15 protein-coding genes are annotated in these 12775 nt (G+C 72.2%); 7 read left to right on the forward strand and 8 right to left on the reverse strand.

Annotated elements, in window-relative coordinates; genetic code table 11:
• Positions 1-14: 14 nt before the first annotated feature.
• Together ACWED2_RS12180 and ACWED2_RS12185 are read left to right on the forward strand one after the other, a co-directional pair.
• Positions 15-254 (forward strand): SHOCT domain-containing protein, encoded by a 240-nt coding sequence (locus ACWED2_RS12180; RefSeq protein WP_449690491.1) that lies wholly within the window; start codon positions 15-17, stop codon positions 252-254.
• Positions 254-1612 carry a wax ester/triacylglycerol synthase family O-acyltransferase gene (locus ACWED2_RS12185; RefSeq protein WP_449690492.1) on the forward strand — a complete coding sequence of 453 codons (1359 nt, stop codon included), beginning with the start codon at positions 254-256 and terminating at the stop codon, positions 1610-1612. The genes ACWED2_RS12180 and ACWED2_RS12185 overlap by 1 nt, the downstream gene beginning before the upstream one ends.
• On the opposite strand, the gene ACWED2_RS12190 is transcribed toward ACWED2_RS12185, so the two are convergent.
• Positions 1613-3142, reverse strand: coding sequence for a WS/DGAT domain-containing protein (locus ACWED2_RS12190; RefSeq protein WP_449690493.1), 1530 nt, complete (start codon positions 3140-3142; stop codon positions 1613-1615).
• Positions 3143-3304: 162 nt separating this feature from the next.
• Here ACWED2_RS12190 and gap point away from each other — a divergent pair, with 162 nt between their 5' ends.
• Together gap and ACWED2_RS12200 are read left to right on the forward strand one after the other, a co-directional pair.
• A complete protein-coding gene (gene gap / locus ACWED2_RS12195) occupies positions 3305-4372 on the forward strand; it encodes a type I glyceraldehyde-3-phosphate dehydrogenase (RefSeq protein ID WP_449690494.1) in 1068 nt (355 codons plus the stop codon).
• A 270-nt stretch (positions 4373-4642) separates the two neighbouring features.
• Positions 4643-4888, forward strand: a complete 246-nt coding sequence (locus ACWED2_RS12200) for a PLD nuclease N-terminal domain-containing protein (protein WP_449690495.1) — start codon at positions 4643-4645, stop codon at positions 4886-4888.
• Positions 4889-4892: 4 nt separating this feature from the next.
• Here ACWED2_RS12200 and ACWED2_RS12205 read toward each other — a convergent pair whose 3' ends face one another.
• Positions 4893-5726, reverse strand: coding sequence for a universal stress protein (locus ACWED2_RS12205; protein WP_449690496.1), 834 nt, complete (start codon positions 5724-5726; stop codon positions 4893-4895).
• A gap of 220 nt (positions 5727-5946) precedes the next feature.
• On the opposite strand from ACWED2_RS12205, the gene ACWED2_RS12210 reads away from it, so the two are divergent.
• Together ACWED2_RS12210 and ACWED2_RS12215 are read left to right on the forward strand one after the other, a co-directional pair.
• Positions 5947-6555, forward strand: coding sequence for a hypothetical protein (locus ACWED2_RS12210; protein WP_449690497.1), 609 nt, complete (start codon positions 5947-5949; stop codon positions 6553-6555).
• A 70-nt stretch (positions 6556-6625) separates the two neighbouring features.
• Positions 6626-6802 (forward strand): hypothetical protein, encoded by a 177-nt coding sequence (locus ACWED2_RS12215; protein WP_449690498.1) that lies wholly within the window; start codon positions 6626-6628, stop codon positions 6800-6802.
• A gap of 81 nt (positions 6803-6883) precedes the next feature.
• On the opposite strand, the gene ACWED2_RS12220 is transcribed toward ACWED2_RS12215, so the two are convergent.
• From ACWED2_RS12220 to ACWED2_RS12230, 3 genes are read right to left on the reverse strand one after another with little or no spacing between them, the layout of a single operon-like run.
• On the reverse strand, positions 6884-7582 hold the full coding sequence (locus tag ACWED2_RS12220; RefSeq protein ID WP_449690499.1) for a CBS domain-containing protein: 699 nt from the start codon (positions 7580-7582) through the stop codon (positions 6884-6886).
• Positions 7583-7593: 11 nt separating this feature from the next.
• Entirely contained in the window at positions 7594-8106 is a 513-nt protein-coding gene (locus ACWED2_RS12225) for a universal stress protein (protein WP_449690500.1), read from the reverse strand.
• Between the two features lie 24 nt (positions 8107-8130).
• Positions 8131-8730, reverse strand: coding sequence for an Rv1733c family protein (locus ACWED2_RS12230; RefSeq protein ID WP_449690501.1), 600 nt, complete (start codon positions 8728-8730; stop codon positions 8131-8133).
• Between the two features lie 209 nt (positions 8731-8939).
• On the opposite strand from ACWED2_RS12230, the gene ACWED2_RS12235 reads away from it, so the two are divergent.
• Positions 8940-9341 (forward strand): CBS domain-containing protein, encoded by a 402-nt coding sequence (locus ACWED2_RS12235; RefSeq protein WP_449690502.1) that lies wholly within the window; start codon positions 8940-8942, stop codon positions 9339-9341.
• A 3-nt stretch (positions 9342-9344) separates the two neighbouring features.
• Here the strand turns inward: ACWED2_RS12235 and ACWED2_RS12240 are convergent, their stop codons facing one another.
• The 3 genes from ACWED2_RS12240 to ACWED2_RS12250 all read right to left on the reverse strand — a co-directional run bounded on the left by ACWED2_RS12240 (position 9345) and on the right by ACWED2_RS12250 (position 12480).
• Positions 9345-10331, reverse strand: a complete 987-nt coding sequence (locus ACWED2_RS12240; protein WP_449690503.1) for an Acg family FMN-binding oxidoreductase — start codon at positions 10329-10331, stop codon at positions 9345-9347.
• Between the two features lie 189 nt (positions 10332-10520).
• Positions 10521-11882, reverse strand: a complete 1362-nt coding sequence (locus ACWED2_RS12245; protein ID WP_449690504.1) for an MBL fold metallo-hydrolase — start codon at positions 11880-11882, stop codon at positions 10521-10523.
• Between the two features lie 16 nt (positions 11883-11898).
• On the reverse strand, positions 11899-12480 hold the full coding sequence (locus tag ACWED2_RS12250) for a hypothetical protein (protein ID WP_449690505.1): 582 nt from the start codon (positions 12478-12480) through the stop codon (positions 11899-11901).
• Between the last annotated feature and the right edge of the window lie 295 nt (positions 12481-12775).

The following is a 12775-nucleotide window of genomic DNA, read 5'->3' on the forward strand; positions in this document are numbered from 1 at the left end:
GAAAGGAGCCGGTCATGCCGTACTGGCACTACCCCACGACGATGGGCTGGGCGGGCGGCATCGGCATGCTCGTGCTGATGGCGCTCGTGCTGGCCGCTCTCGTCGCCCTCGTCGTCGTCCTCGCCCGCAAGGCACCGCTACCGCCGACGCCGGGCGACACCGCCCGGCGGATCCTCGACGAGCGGTTCGCCCGTGGCGAGATCGAGCAGGAGGAGTACGAACGCCGGCGTGACGCCCTGACCCGAGCCGGCTGATGGACCGCCTCAGCCCGCTCGACGCCGTCTTCCTCGAGATCGAGGACGAAGACCCCAGCGCATCCCTCGCCATCGCCTCGATCGCGATCGCCGAAGGACCCGCGCCGGCGCAGGAGGAGTTCGTCGACGTCGTGCGAGCCCGGCTGGCCGGCATCCCCCGGTACCACCAGAAGGTCCGCACGGTGCCGTTCGACCTGGGCCCGCCGGCCTGGGTCGACGACCCCGCTTTCGACGCGGGAGCACACTTCGGCCGGATGGCGCTGCCCGAACCGCACGACGAGCAGGCGCTGTGTGAACTGGTCGCCCTGCTGATGGGCGAACGGCTGGAACGCGACCGGCCGCTGTGGGAGTTCTGGGTCATCGAAGGCCTGCCGGACGGGCGCTGGGCGATCCTGGCCAAGGTGCACCACGCACTGGCCGACGGGCTCGCCGCGACCCGGCTGCAGACGATCCTCTTCGGGGACACACCCGCGCCGGCTCGACGTGCGGAAGCACCCGATCCCGGTGCGGCCAAGCTGCTGCTGGACGCCGCGGGCTCGATCATGCGCGCCCCCTGGGACCAGACGCGCCTGATCGCCCGTGCGCTGCTGCACCCGAACCGGCTGGCCCGCCGCGTGAGCGACGCCGCCCGCGGCCTCGCCGCGCTGACCTCCGCGCTGCTGCCGGCGTCGCCGACTCCGCTGACCGGGCCGCTCGGCCGCGACCGCCGGTACGCCACCGCGTCGGTGGCCCTGGCCGACGTCAAGTGGGTGGCGGAGACACACGGCGTCACGGTGAACGACGTCCTGCTGGCCGCGGTCGCCGGCGGCTTCCGGGAACTCCTGCTGCACCGCGGCGAAACGCCGGCCGCGGACAGCGTGCGGTCCCTGGTGCCGGTGTCCGTGCGCACCGGCACCGCCGTCGACAACGAAGTCTCCCTGCTGCTGCCGTTGCTGCCGGTCGACCTGGCCGATCCAGTGCAGCGCCTCGTCCGGGTGCACCACCGCCTGAGCACGCTGAAAGCGAGCAAAGAGGCCGACGCCGGCGCGCTGCTGACCGCGACCGCCGCCCACGAACCGTTCGCGCCGACCGCCTGGGCCATCCGGGCCGCCGCGCACCTGCCCCAGCGCAACATCGTCACGGTGACGACCAACGTGCCCGGCCCGGCCGAACCGCTGTCCGCACTCGGCCGCCGGATCGTCGAAATCTACCCGTACGTGCCGATCGCGTTGCGAGTGCGCACCGGGGTGGCGATGCTCAGCTACGCCGGACGGATCACGTTCGGCATCACCTCGGACGCCGGCACCATCCCGGAGACGGGCGTGCTCGCCAAGGCGATCGAGCGGGAGGTCCAGGCCCTGAGCGCCGCGTTCCCGTGATCACCGGACCGCGGCGAACTCCGCGGCCAGCCCGCCGACCAGGGTCTCCGGATCCGGGATCAGCTTGCGGTCCGTGCCGAACCCGAACCGCACCTGGCCGGCATAGCTGAAGATGCAGATCGTGATCGCCTGCCGCCCGCTGCACGGCGCCCAGCCGACGACACCCTCGACCTCCGCACCGGCCAGCGTCATCGGCGCCCGCGGGCCGGGCACGTTCGTCAGGACCCCGACGGCCTTGCCGGCGAAGAACCGGCTCAGCGCCAAACCGACCGGTGCCGGACTCTGCGCGATCGCGTACTGCATCCCGAACGTGAGCACCGGTTCGTAGGAGTCCCGGATCCGGGCGACCCGGCGGTGCACCTCGGCGAGGCGCTCGGCGAACGTCCGGCGGCCCAGCGGCAACTGGGCCAGCACGAGCGAGAAGTGGTTGCCCAGGGTCGCGGGCAGTTCGTCGTCGAACGACGACAGGCTCACCGGAATCAGCCAGCCCAGATCGGACGGATCCGGACGGGCGGTGCCGTGGGCGGTGAAGTAGCGGTCGAGCGCGCCGGCGACCAGCGCCGTGCAGACGTCGTTGACCGTCGTCCCGGTCTCGTGGCCGATCCGGGCGAGTTCGGCCAGCGGGATCGGCTCGCCCCACGCCGCGGTCTTCTCGACACCCGGCTCGCCGTCCCAGAGCCCGGTCGCCGTGGACGGCCCCAGCAGGTCCGTCGCGCCGGTGGCGCTGTGCCAGACCGTCGTCGCGGCACCGGCCACCGTGTCGACCACTCGGCGGGGGCCGCCGTCCAGCGCCGAAGCCAGGAATCCGGCGACGGCACCGGTGGTGCCCACCGCCGCGGTCACACCCAGCACCGGCAGGGCCACGGCGGTCTCCAGCACGGGGTGCACGCGGGCCGCGTGCTGCTGGGCTTTCGCGCCGGCGTCGCCGAGCGCGCGCAGGGCGGCCGCACCGAGCCGGGCCACCGGCTGTGCCACGGCTTGCCGGTGTGGTGCCGCACCACCGACCTTCGCGTGCGGGGCGACGGCAGCGCCGTCCGCCGGGTCCAGGAGGCTGAACAACACCTGCGTCAGCCGGATCCCGTCGGCCATCGCGTGGTGCGTGCGACAGACGAGCGCGCTGCCACCGCGAAAGCCCTGCAGCAAATCGATGGTCCACAGCGGACGCTTCGGGTCGAGCGGGGTGCTTCGGCGAGCGGCGACGAAGTCCTCAAGCGCCGCCTGGTCAGCGGGTGCGGGAAGTTCCTGCTCCACCACGTGCATCCCGAGGTCGAAGCCGACATCGGTTTCCCAGCTGATCGATTGCGCCGGGCCGCCGTGCCGCACGGCTCGCTGCAGGTACACCGGGTACCGCGCGAGCAGCCGGTCCGACACGAGCGACCGCAGCCGCGCGACGTCCACCGGCGTCCTGGTCCACAGCACGGACGTGACGACCATCAGGTTCTCCGGCCGGTCCAGGTGCACCCACAAGCTGTCCTGCGCCGGCATCCGCCGATGCGGCCCGAACGGTTTCCGCGTGTTCCGCACCGTCATCGCTGCTCCTCCCGCGGTACCGACTCCTTCGATTGCCAGCCAACGCCTTCCGGCCGTCCCGCGAAGCTGCCGTTCTGCCCGACCTGCGAGGACCAAGGGCCCTACGCGCGGAGACCCGCGGTGCAGACCATCGAGGGGAACGAACGATGACAGGGAGACGCCATGACGGTAAGGCTCGGGATCAACGGCTTCGGCAGGATCGGGCGGGACATCCTCCGATGCGTGCTGGAAACGCCGGACAGCCCGATCGAAGTGGTCGCGGTCAACGACATCACGTCCCCGGAGATGCTGGCGCACCTGCTCGCGTACGACTCCACCTACGGGCGGCTGCGCACGCCGGTCGAGGTCGTCGACGGCGAAGCCCTGCGCGTCGGCGACCACCTCATCCAGGTGACCGCGAAGGCCGACCCCGCGGAGCTGCCGTGGGGCGAGTACGGCGTCGACGTCGTCGTCGAGTCGACCGGCAGGTTCCGCACCCGCGAAACCGCCGGAGTGCACCTGGCCGCCGGTGCGAAGAAGGTCGTGATTTCCGCGCCCGGCAAGGACGTCGACGCGACGATCGTGCTGGGAGTCAACGAAGGCGACTACGACCCGGCGAAGCACCACATCGTCTCGAACGCCTCGTGCACGACCAACTGCGTGGCCCCGATGGTGAAGGTGCTGCACTCCGCGTTCGGCATCCGCCGCGGCCTGCTCACCACGATCCACAGCTACACCGGCGACCAGGCGCTGCTGGACCGCCCGCACAAGGACGCGCGCCGCGCCCGCTCGGCGGCGGTCAACGTGGTGCCGACCAGCACCGGCGCCGCCAAGGCGATCGGCCTGGTGCTCCCGGAACTGGCCGGCAAGCTCGACGGCGTCGCCGTGCGCGTCCCGGTCGAGGACGGCTCGCTGACCGACCTGACGGTGGAGCTCGAGCGCCCGGTGACGGCGGAGCAGGTGAACCGGGCGTTCGCCGAGGCGGCCGACGGCGACCTCAAGGGCATCCTGCGCTACACCGAGGCGCCCATAGTGTCCCGCGACATCATCGGCGACCCGGCGTCCTGCGTGTTCGACGCCCAGCTGACCAAGGCCGACTCGCACTTGGCGAAGGTGTTCGGCTGGTACGACAACGAATGGGGCTACGCAACCCGCACGGTCGAGCTCGTGGAACTGATCGGGCGGGCGCTGGACCAGTGCGCCGGGTGCCCGCCGGGGTGGCTCGGCGAGCCCCCGTCCCCAACCGGATGAGGCGAAACCGATGAGACGCAGATACGCCGCTTCGGCGGTGAGCGTGGTCTCACCCGCGGTGACCGACTCCATGCCCGCGCGTGGCGTCGTCTGGCCCCGCGGATGAGACGCCCGTCCGCCCGGGCAATCTTCGCGTGCGGACGGGCGGACGGCTCTTCGGAGTCGGCGACGCCTGGTGCCGAGCACCATGGATATACCGGCGGCCAACGTCAGCAGGCCGAGCCGGCCGATATCCACGCCCGTCCTGGAAGCCCGATGAGAGGAGTCGACATGGGACACCACAAGCGGTGGCGTGACCTGACCGCCCGGCAGCGCACGGGAATCGGCGCCGCGGCGAGCGTGCAGCTCCTGCTCTCCGCGGCGGCCTGGTGGGACCTCGCCCGGCTACCCGCCGAGCGCGTCCGCGGGCCGAAGTGGCCGTGGACCCTGGTGATCGCCGTGAACTACGTCGGGCCGGTGGTCTACTTCGCGTGCGCGCGGGCCCCGCGTGCGACGACGACCGGGCAAAGCGCGTAGGACATCAGCGACTGCTCGTCGAGCCCAGGGCCAGGCCTCTGAACCCGCCCCGGCCGCGGCTGCCGACCACGAGCAGTTGCGCCCGGTCGGCGAGGTCGAGCAGCTGCTCGGCCGGGCGTCCGGCCCGCACGACGCGGTCGACGACCACGTCCGGGTACTTCTCCTGCCAGCCGGCCAGCCGCTGGGCGAGCAGTTCGTGTTCGTGCTCCTCCACCGCCGTGCTGTCCATCGTCCACCGGCCTTCTTCGAAGACGGCAGTCAGGAACGCTTCGTGCCAGCAGTGGACTGCGACGAGCCGCGCACCTCGCCAGGACGCCTCCTCGAACGCGACCGCGATGGCCTCCTCGCTCGCCGGGGTGCCGTCGACGCCCACGATGACGGGCCCTTCGGCCGGCGGCTCGTCTTCCCCGGCATGTGCCCGGATCAGCGCGACCGGGCACGGCGCGTGCGCGGCCAGCGCCACCGAGACCGACCCGAGCAGGACCCGGCCGAGCGGGCGCAGGCCCGGCGTCCCGAGCACGATCATCGCCGCGCCTTCCGCTTCGGAGAGCAACGCCTCGGCGGGCCGTTCCGAGCGAACCACGGTTTCGGCACCGGTGCCGGACGCGGCGGCACGGGCTTCGGCGAGCATGCGCTCGCCCCGCGCGCCGACCGCCTGCTGGATCTGCTCGAACGTCGGGTCGCCCCGCGGGTAGGGTGGTGGCAGCTCGGGCAGGGCATGGACCAGGCGCAGACCGAGGTTCCGTTCCCGCGCGACGCGCGCCGCCCAGCGAACCGCCGTGAGCGCGCCCACCGACCCGTCGACGCCGACCACCAGTGCTGAAGCCGATCCGGTCATCCCGCTTCCCCTTTCGCGTCACCGCTCACACGGAAAGTCAACCGGCCGAAGCCGCCTCCGGCGCGGGGCTTCCGCCCTTGTTCCGCGGGACTTTGGTCCATTCCGCGCGGTGCCCGTGAACGAGCGCCCAAGGGCCTCCCGGCCGGGGACCTTCGACTCCAGACCGCGCCGCCGCGACGGCAGAAGCTGATGGCAACACCGAAAGAACGGAGGTTTCCCCATGTCCATCCGACCGGATGAGAAGAAGACCACCTCGAACCGCGTCCCGGCCCAGCGGGCCACCGGGCCGGCGACGGTTCCCGACTTCGTCGCCGAACCGGCGATCGCCGGGAAGTCCCTGGCTGTTCTCCGGTTCGCCACGGGATTCGTGTTCCTGTGGGCGTTCCTGGACAAGATGTTCGGCTTCGGCTACGCAACTCCGGCCAAGGGCGCCTGGATCAACGGCGGCTCGCCGACCAAGGGCTTCCTCAGCGGCGTCCACGTCGGACCGTTCGAGTCGATGTTCCACGTCTGGGCCGGCACCTGGTGGGCGAACTGGCTGTTCATGCTCGGCCTGGCCGCCGTCGGCATCGCCGTGATCGCGGGCATCGGCCTGCGGCTGAGCGCGATCGCCGGCGGGCTCATGATGCTCCTGATGTGGGCCGCCGAATGGCCGTTCGCCCTCAGCACCAGCACCGGCGAGGCGACGCACTCCACCAACCCCGTCATCGACTACCACATCATCTACGCACTGGTCCTCATCGTGCTGGCGGCCGCCGCGGCCGGGAACACGTGGGGACTCGGCCGTCGCTGGGCCGCCCTCGTCGGCGACCGCACGTGGCTGCGGTGAATCGAATGTCATCCATGGGCGCCCGCCGGCCGGCGGGCGCCCGTTCCCGCTGTCCGGACAAGGAGAAGAAATGAAGGCACTCGTGTACGACGGTCTGGCCGCACTGGCGCCGCGGCCGGACACAGCGCAACCGGCCGGCCTGGCCACGAGGGGAGTCGAAGTGACCTGGCTGGCACTGGGTGCCTTCCTCACCACGATCATCGATGTGGGGCTCGTATTCGGCACCGTTCGCAAGCGTCCGCGGTAGCTCGGCTGCGGCGGTCGTCATCACTTCACCGGAAACACGAGGGCCACCGTCCGGTATGGACGGTGGCCCCTTCGCCGCTCTTCAGTTGTGCGGTCTGTGCGAGCTCAAGATTCCGACCTCGCCCGGCGGAACCGGGGACACACCCCGGTCGTCGAAGCGGGTCTTCAGGCTCTGCCGCACCTCGACGACCCCGTCGACCCTGCGCACCAGCGCCGTGATCACCGGGACCATGCTCGTCCGCTCGACCGTGCCGTTGAGCGTCACGATGCCGTTGTGCACCGCGACGTACAAGGACGACGGGTCCAGAGCCATCTCGTGCAGGAGCACCTCGTCACGGACCTCGTCACGGATCTCGCGATCGGTGCGCAGGAACACCCGCAGCAGGTCCGAGCGGGAGACGACACCGACGAGCTTGCCGGCGTCGTCCACCACGGGCAGGCGGTGGAAGTGGTTCTCCTCCAGCAGTTTCGCCGCCACCGTGACGTCGTCGTCCGACCGGACGGTCACCGCGGGCTTGGTCATCAGGTCGGCGACGAACGCGGCGCCGGCCTTCCGTTTCGCTTGGCGCGAACCGGGCTCCAACAGGCCGTGCGGAGCCTCGTGCTCCAGCAGATCGCCCTGCGAGACGACGCCGAGGACCCGGCCGTCCTCGTCCACCACCGGCGCTCCGCTGATGTTCCACGAAGCCAGGAGGACGGCGACGGCCTTGAACGGGGTGCCGGGTCCGACGGTGGCGACCTCGGTCGTCATGACCGACCCGACCTTGCGGCGGCTGGGCATTTTGCTCTCCTTCACAGCAACGGTCCGGGGTAGTACGTGGCTGCCGGCTCCGCCACGGGCTCGGCTTCCTTCTCCGGCTCGGGGACCGTCCGCGCGGGGATGACGACGACCGGGCAGTTCGCCTCGCGCAGGCAGTGCTCGGCGACCGAGCCGACGAGCAACTTCAGCAGCCGGCCGCGGCCGTGGCTGCCGAGCACGAGCATCGCCGCGGCCTTCGACGCCTCCTCCAGCGCCACCGTGGCCGAGTGCTCGACCAGCTCGGTCCGGACGGCCACGCCCGGGTGCTCGGCGCGGACCTCGCCGACGATCTCGTCGAGCTGCTGCCGCTCCCGGTCGGCGACCGTCTGCGGGGTGCCGGCGACCGCCGCGCCGAGGTCGTAGACCGGCTCGAACGTCCACGCGCGCAGTGCGACGACCGGCCGGCCGCTCACCGCCGCTTCCGCGACCGCCCAGCGCAGCGCGGCCATGCTGACCGCCGAATGGTCCACGCCGACGACGATGTCGCCCTGGTTTGCCGTGGTCATGGGAGTTTCACCTTCTCTTCGTTGTCAGGTACGGGTCTTGCGGTCCTGCAGCTGGAACCACTCCTGCTGCCATCGGGCGAGGCGGAAACGGTCGAGGGAGAACACCGTGAGCCGGTAGCAGGCGGCCAGCAGCGCCACCACGCCGAGCCACAGGCCGAGCCCGACGCCGACGGCTTCGATGGCCACCCCGGCGCTGCTCAGCGGCGGATCCACCGGGTTGCCGGTCCGGTCCACCCAGATCGTCACCGTCTCGCCCTTGAGCGTGCCCCGCGCGGCGACCACGTGGCCGACACGCCTGGTTCCGTCGGCGAGCAGCCAGGTCGCGTCGGTGGGTTCGCCGTTTCCGACGACGCCGGCGCGCGAGTTGACCGCCACGGGCGGTCCGTCGGCGAGCAGGGTCGCGGTGACCTGAGTGCGCTCCCCCAGCTCGTGCGCGGACTGCTCCTGTTGCCGGACGTACGTTTCCGAGCCGAAGCTGGCGGCGACCGGCAGCGCGGTGAGCGCCAGCAGCACCACGAGGACTCCCAGGCCGGCCTGGAACCGGTCCGAAGCCCGCGCGACCGAGCCGCGGCGGGGCAGGATGGTGCGCCACATCCGCGCGATCGGGTTCGACGACGTGCTCATGCTCCCTGGCTCCTCCGGTCGGAAATCTCGGGTAGCACCAGGATCATCGATTTCCCGGACCGTTCGAAGAGGCCTTGGTCCCCGGTGCGCCGGGACTCGCCTGCGCCGCTGGGGAGGTCCTCCGACGGTGCCCTGAGGACTTAGGACCCTTTGCCGGCGGGGGATCGCCGGGGATGGTCGGGAGACCCGGCCCGAACGGAGCACGAACCATGCGCGCACGCGAGATCATGACCACGCCGACGTTCGCCCTGACGCCGTCCGCCTCCCTCGAAGAGGCCGCCGAGGTGATGACTCGCCACGGGTTCACCTCGATGCCGGTGGTCGACACGGACGGGAAGCTGCTCGGCCTGGTGTCCGAAACCGACATCCTGCGGGTCCCGGTTCCGCCCGGCGACCCGGACACCGGCGTGATGCTCGACGGCGGGCCGCGCACGGCAAGTTCGGTGATGCGCCGGTCCGGTCTCGCCGTGGCGGGTGACATCGAGGTGCGCGAGCTGGCGCGGATGATGACCGACGCCGGCGTTCGCTCGGCGCCGGTCGTCGAGGGCGGGCACGTGGTCGGGATGGTGACCTTCCAGGACGTGCTGCGCGCGACCGCCGGCCATGCCTGAGTCTCATTCCGCCGGCACGTCGTGCCCGGCGCGGTGGGTCAGCACGTCCTCGACCGGCCGGCGGCCAGTGAGCCGCGTCGGGTAGCCGTAGCCGATGCGCAGCAAGGTGTGCGGTTGCCCGAGGCCGGCGAAGAGGCGGTCGAGCGACTCCCGCGTGTGCGGGGTTTCGAACGGCTGCGACAGGAACGACGTCGCCAGGCCTTCCGCGGTCGCGGTCAGCAGCACCCGCTGCATCGCCATCCCGGCCCGCACCTCCGCGTGCGGCCCTTTGTCACGGGTCAGGACCGCGCCGAGCAGGGGCTCCTGCTCGTACTCACGGGCGGGCAAATCCACGTTCTCGTGCGACGCCCGCAGCGAGACGACGCCGTGACCGTGCGGGGGCGGGCCGGACGCGAGCTTCGGGACGCCGTCGGGGCTGTCGGCCTCACGGTGGGTCCAGTGCGCAGCCTCCGCCCGGAACGCCGCGTCCTCCGCCTGCAGCGTCTCGGCCTGCCGGACCAGCGACGCCACCGGGGTGTAGCGGCCGGAAGCGTCGAGGTACTCGATCTGAGCGCCCTCCTGCAGCGCGGCCGACTTGAGCGCGGCCCGCGCCGCGGACGGCACCTCCTTGTCCAGGAGCGGACGGCGGTTGGTGTGCCGGCGGAAGACCGCTTCGGCCAGTTTGCGCTCGACAGCGGCGGCCCTCTGGTTGCCGTCGAGCCGGATCACCGCCACCAGGTCGGGCTCGCCCGGATCGGGCAGCATCCGCACCTTCACCGCGAACCCGTTGGCACGCAGGCAGATGACCAGGTTGAACGCGGCGGCCCCGCACGCCAGCCGCGCCTCCCGCCCGCGCGGGTCGGCCACGGTGAGCAGGCGCTCGCGGTCCAGCCACACCTCGATCACGTCGTGCTCGACGACGAACCGCCAGGGCTGGGTGTTGTGCGGCGACGGCGCGCGCACGGCCGAGGCGAGGGCCTGGTCGAACACGCCGGGCAGTGGTCGGTTCATCGTCGGGCTCCGGTTCCTGGGGGACGAACACACCCAGCATCACCGGCGGCGGCGTTCGCCCGCGACGGCAACCCGTCACGAGCCGAAGGGACCAAAGACCTCCCCGCGCATTCGGGCTGAGACGGGTTTCAGCCGATCCGTGCGATGCGCGAGCGCATCATCTCCAGCAGTTCACCCTCGATCAACAAGTCAGCACAGCACCCGCTCCCCGTCCTCGGGGACCACCGCGCACCACGCCGCTTCGGCGTGCAACGCCCGGGCGAACGCGTGCGCCGGCTCTGGCTCACCCTCGACGACGAAGGCCGTGTCCGGCGCCGGCGTCGCGGTCGCCCAGGCCAGCGCCTCCGACGGACCAGCGAATTCGCCGGTGGCTCCCAGTGCGGTCACCTCGGCTCGGACCGGCACGTAGTGCCCGTGGATCTTGAGCTGGCGGACCCCGTCCGCGAGTTGCGCGGCGCGGGTCCCGGGCTCGGGATGGCCCAGCAGCAGGACTCCGTTGCGCGGGTCCGGCAGCAGCCTGGCGAGGTGCCCCAGCACCCGGCCGGAGTCCGCCGTCTCCAGTCCGGCCACGATGATCGACGGCCGTTCCGGAACCTGCCCGAACAGCCGGTCGGGAACGCCAACCCCGCCGTCGCGGCGCGGCTCGGGCCGGCGTTCGGCCAGTGCCCGCCGATGGACTTCGACTCCGGCCAGGCCCGCCGGGCTGTCGAGCAGGACCGGCATCGACGGGATTTGCCGAGCGTCCGTGAGGTCCCGCACCATCGTCAGCAGCAGTTCGGCTCCGACCGTGGCCGTGGGGACGACGACGGTGCCGCCTCGCCGGACCGCGCGGTGCACCGCCGCGGCGAACCGGCCCGGCAGGTGGCCGTCGGCGGGCGGCTGTGGCGCGGCGAGCACCAGGACGTCGGAACGCGGCCGCGGGTCCGGTGGGCGCAGCAGCGGATGACCGGCCGCGCCCACCGGTCCGGCGAAGACGACCGAACGGCCTCCCGCGCGGATCCGTACCCAAGCCGCCCCGGACCGGCCGCCCGCGCGGCCGAACTCCAGCTCGGCCCCGGCGAGCCGGCGGAGCGTGCCGAACTCGACCGGTCGCACGAGGGCTACGGCCGGGGCGACGTCCTCGGCCCGGAACGGCGGGACGGCCGGGCCGGACGAGCACCACCGGGTCGCATCTTCCTCGAACTGCTTCGCGGCGTCGGACAATACGAGCGGGAGCAGCGCGGCGGTCCCGGGCGTTGCGAACACCGGTCCGTGCCGGCCTTCGGCGACCAGCTGCGGCAGGAACCCCGTGTGCCCGAGGCCGGCGCTCGGCAGGATGACCGCGTCGAGCGCGTGCAGCTCGTCCGGGCCGGGTGAGAAGTTGCGGCGCCACAAGGCGTCCGGTCCGGCGAACAGGCCGCACCCGATCAGGAGCTTCAAGTCCGGTGTCTCGAGCAGGTACCGGGCGCAGCCTGCCCCGCCGAGGAAGGTCAGCACCGGGTCGGGGCACGACGCGGTCCGGCGGGCAGCGCCGAGCACCGCGGGACGAGATCCCTGCCGGCCATCGGACATCGTTCTTCTCCTCACCTCAGCCGGCGACGTCACGCCGCCGGAACCCGGCCACGGCCGCCACGACCAGCACCACACCCAGCGCGGTGAGCCAGAGCAGCGGGGCCGCCTGGACGGACGCGCCCGGAAGCTTCGGCGAGTGGGTGAACGGCGGCAGGTCGAGCACCCATCGATCCAGCTTCAGCAATGTGCCGAACTCGCCGAGCAGCAGGAACGTCGTCAGGGCGACCCAGGCGACCGCCACTGCCCGCGACGCGAAGCCGAACAGCGCCGCCGCGAGCCCGGCGAGCACCCAGACCGCGGGCAGCTGGGCCAGCCCAGCTCGGGCCAACCGGGCGACCTCGGTGCCGGGCGTGCCGAGGCGGACCCCGTACGCCAGCCCGGCCGTGCCGCCCAAGGACGTCAACAGCACGACCGGCGCGCCCGCGGCGAGCAGCAGGTACCCCGCCATCAGCCGCCGGCGATCGAGCGCGGTGGCCAGCAGCGGCTCCACCCGCAGCGCCCGCTCCTCGCTCCGGAAGCGGACCAAGACGGTGATCGCGTACGCCGAAGTGATGACGGCTGCCATCGAGAACTCGGCCGCGAGGAAGGCGTCCTCCATCGCCTGTTGAGGTCCACCTCGGTGCCGCGGATGCGCAGCTGCCAGGGCTGGCTGTTGTGCACCGACGGCGCGCGGCTCACGGCTCGAGCGAGGAAGCCGACCTGCTCGGTGGTCAGTGCGGCCGGTGCGGCGGCGGTCATCGCGATCACTCCCGTCGCGGAGCCGGATGCTCCGCCGTTCTCATGGTCGCCGCGGCCGCGGGAGCGGCACCGGAGCACAAAGTCCCTCGGTCCGGCGGAATTCGTCCCCTACCGGCGCACGCCTGCCGCGCCGCACGATCGAGACAACACCGGAG

The organism is Amycolatopsis sp. NPDC005003 (assembly GCF_053600695.1).

What these genes read in the sequence shown, in the direction of transcription:
- ACWED2_RS12250 (WP_449690505.1), bottom strand. Translation starts at nt 12,480, where the DNA reads ATGGAGGACGCCTTCCTCGCGGCCGAGTTCTCGATGGCAGCCGTCATC.
- ACWED2_RS12180 (WP_449690491.1), top strand. Translation starts at nt 15, where the DNA reads ATGCCGTACTGGCACTACCCCACGACGATGGGCTGGGCGGGCGGCATC.
- ACWED2_RS12235 (WP_449690502.1), top strand. Translation starts at nt 8,940, where the DNA reads ATGCGCGCACGCGAGATCATGACCACGCCGACGTTCGCCCTGACGCCG.
- ACWED2_RS12220 (WP_449690499.1), bottom strand. Translation starts at nt 7,582, where the DNA reads ATGCCCAGCCGCCGCAAGGTCGGGTCGGTCATGACGACCGAGGTCGCC.
- ACWED2_RS12230 (WP_449690501.1), bottom strand. Translation starts at nt 8,730, where the DNA reads ATGAGCACGTCGTCGAACCCGATCGCGCGGATGTGGCGCACCATCCTG.
- ACWED2_RS12205 (WP_449690496.1), bottom strand. Translation starts at nt 5,726, where the DNA reads ATGACCGGATCGGCTTCAGCACTGGTGGTCGGCGTCGACGGGTCGGTG.
- ACWED2_RS12190 (WP_449690493.1), bottom strand. Translation starts at nt 3,142, where the DNA reads ATGACGGTGCGGAACACGCGGAAACCGTTCGGGCCGCATCGGCGGATG.
- gap (WP_449690494.1), top strand. Translation starts at nt 3,305, where the DNA reads ATGACGGTAAGGCTCGGGATCAACGGCTTCGGCAGGATCGGGCGGGAC.
- ACWED2_RS12225 (WP_449690500.1), bottom strand. Translation starts at nt 8,106, where the DNA reads ATGACCACGGCAAACCAGGGCGACATCGTCGTCGGCGTGGACCATTCG.
- ACWED2_RS12210 (WP_449690497.1), top strand. Translation starts at nt 5,947, where the DNA reads ATGTCCATCCGACCGGATGAGAAGAAGACCACCTCGAACCGCGTCCCG.
- ACWED2_RS12200 (WP_449690495.1), top strand. Translation starts at nt 4,643, where the DNA reads ATGGGACACCACAAGCGGTGGCGTGACCTGACCGCCCGGCAGCGCACG.
- ACWED2_RS12240 (WP_449690503.1), bottom strand. Translation starts at nt 10,331, where the DNA reads ATGAACCGACCACTGCCCGGCGTGTTCGACCAGGCCCTCGCCTCGGCC.
- ACWED2_RS12185 (WP_449690492.1), top strand. Translation starts at nt 254, where the DNA reads ATGGACCGCCTCAGCCCGCTCGACGCCGTCTTCCTCGAGATCGAGGAC.
- ACWED2_RS12215 (WP_449690498.1), top strand. Translation starts at nt 6,626, where the DNA reads ATGAAGGCACTCGTGTACGACGGTCTGGCCGCACTGGCGCCGCGGCCG.
- ACWED2_RS12245 (WP_449690504.1), bottom strand. Translation starts at nt 11,882, where the DNA reads ATGTCCGATGGCCGGCAGGGATCTCGTCCCGCGGTGCTCGGCGCTGCC.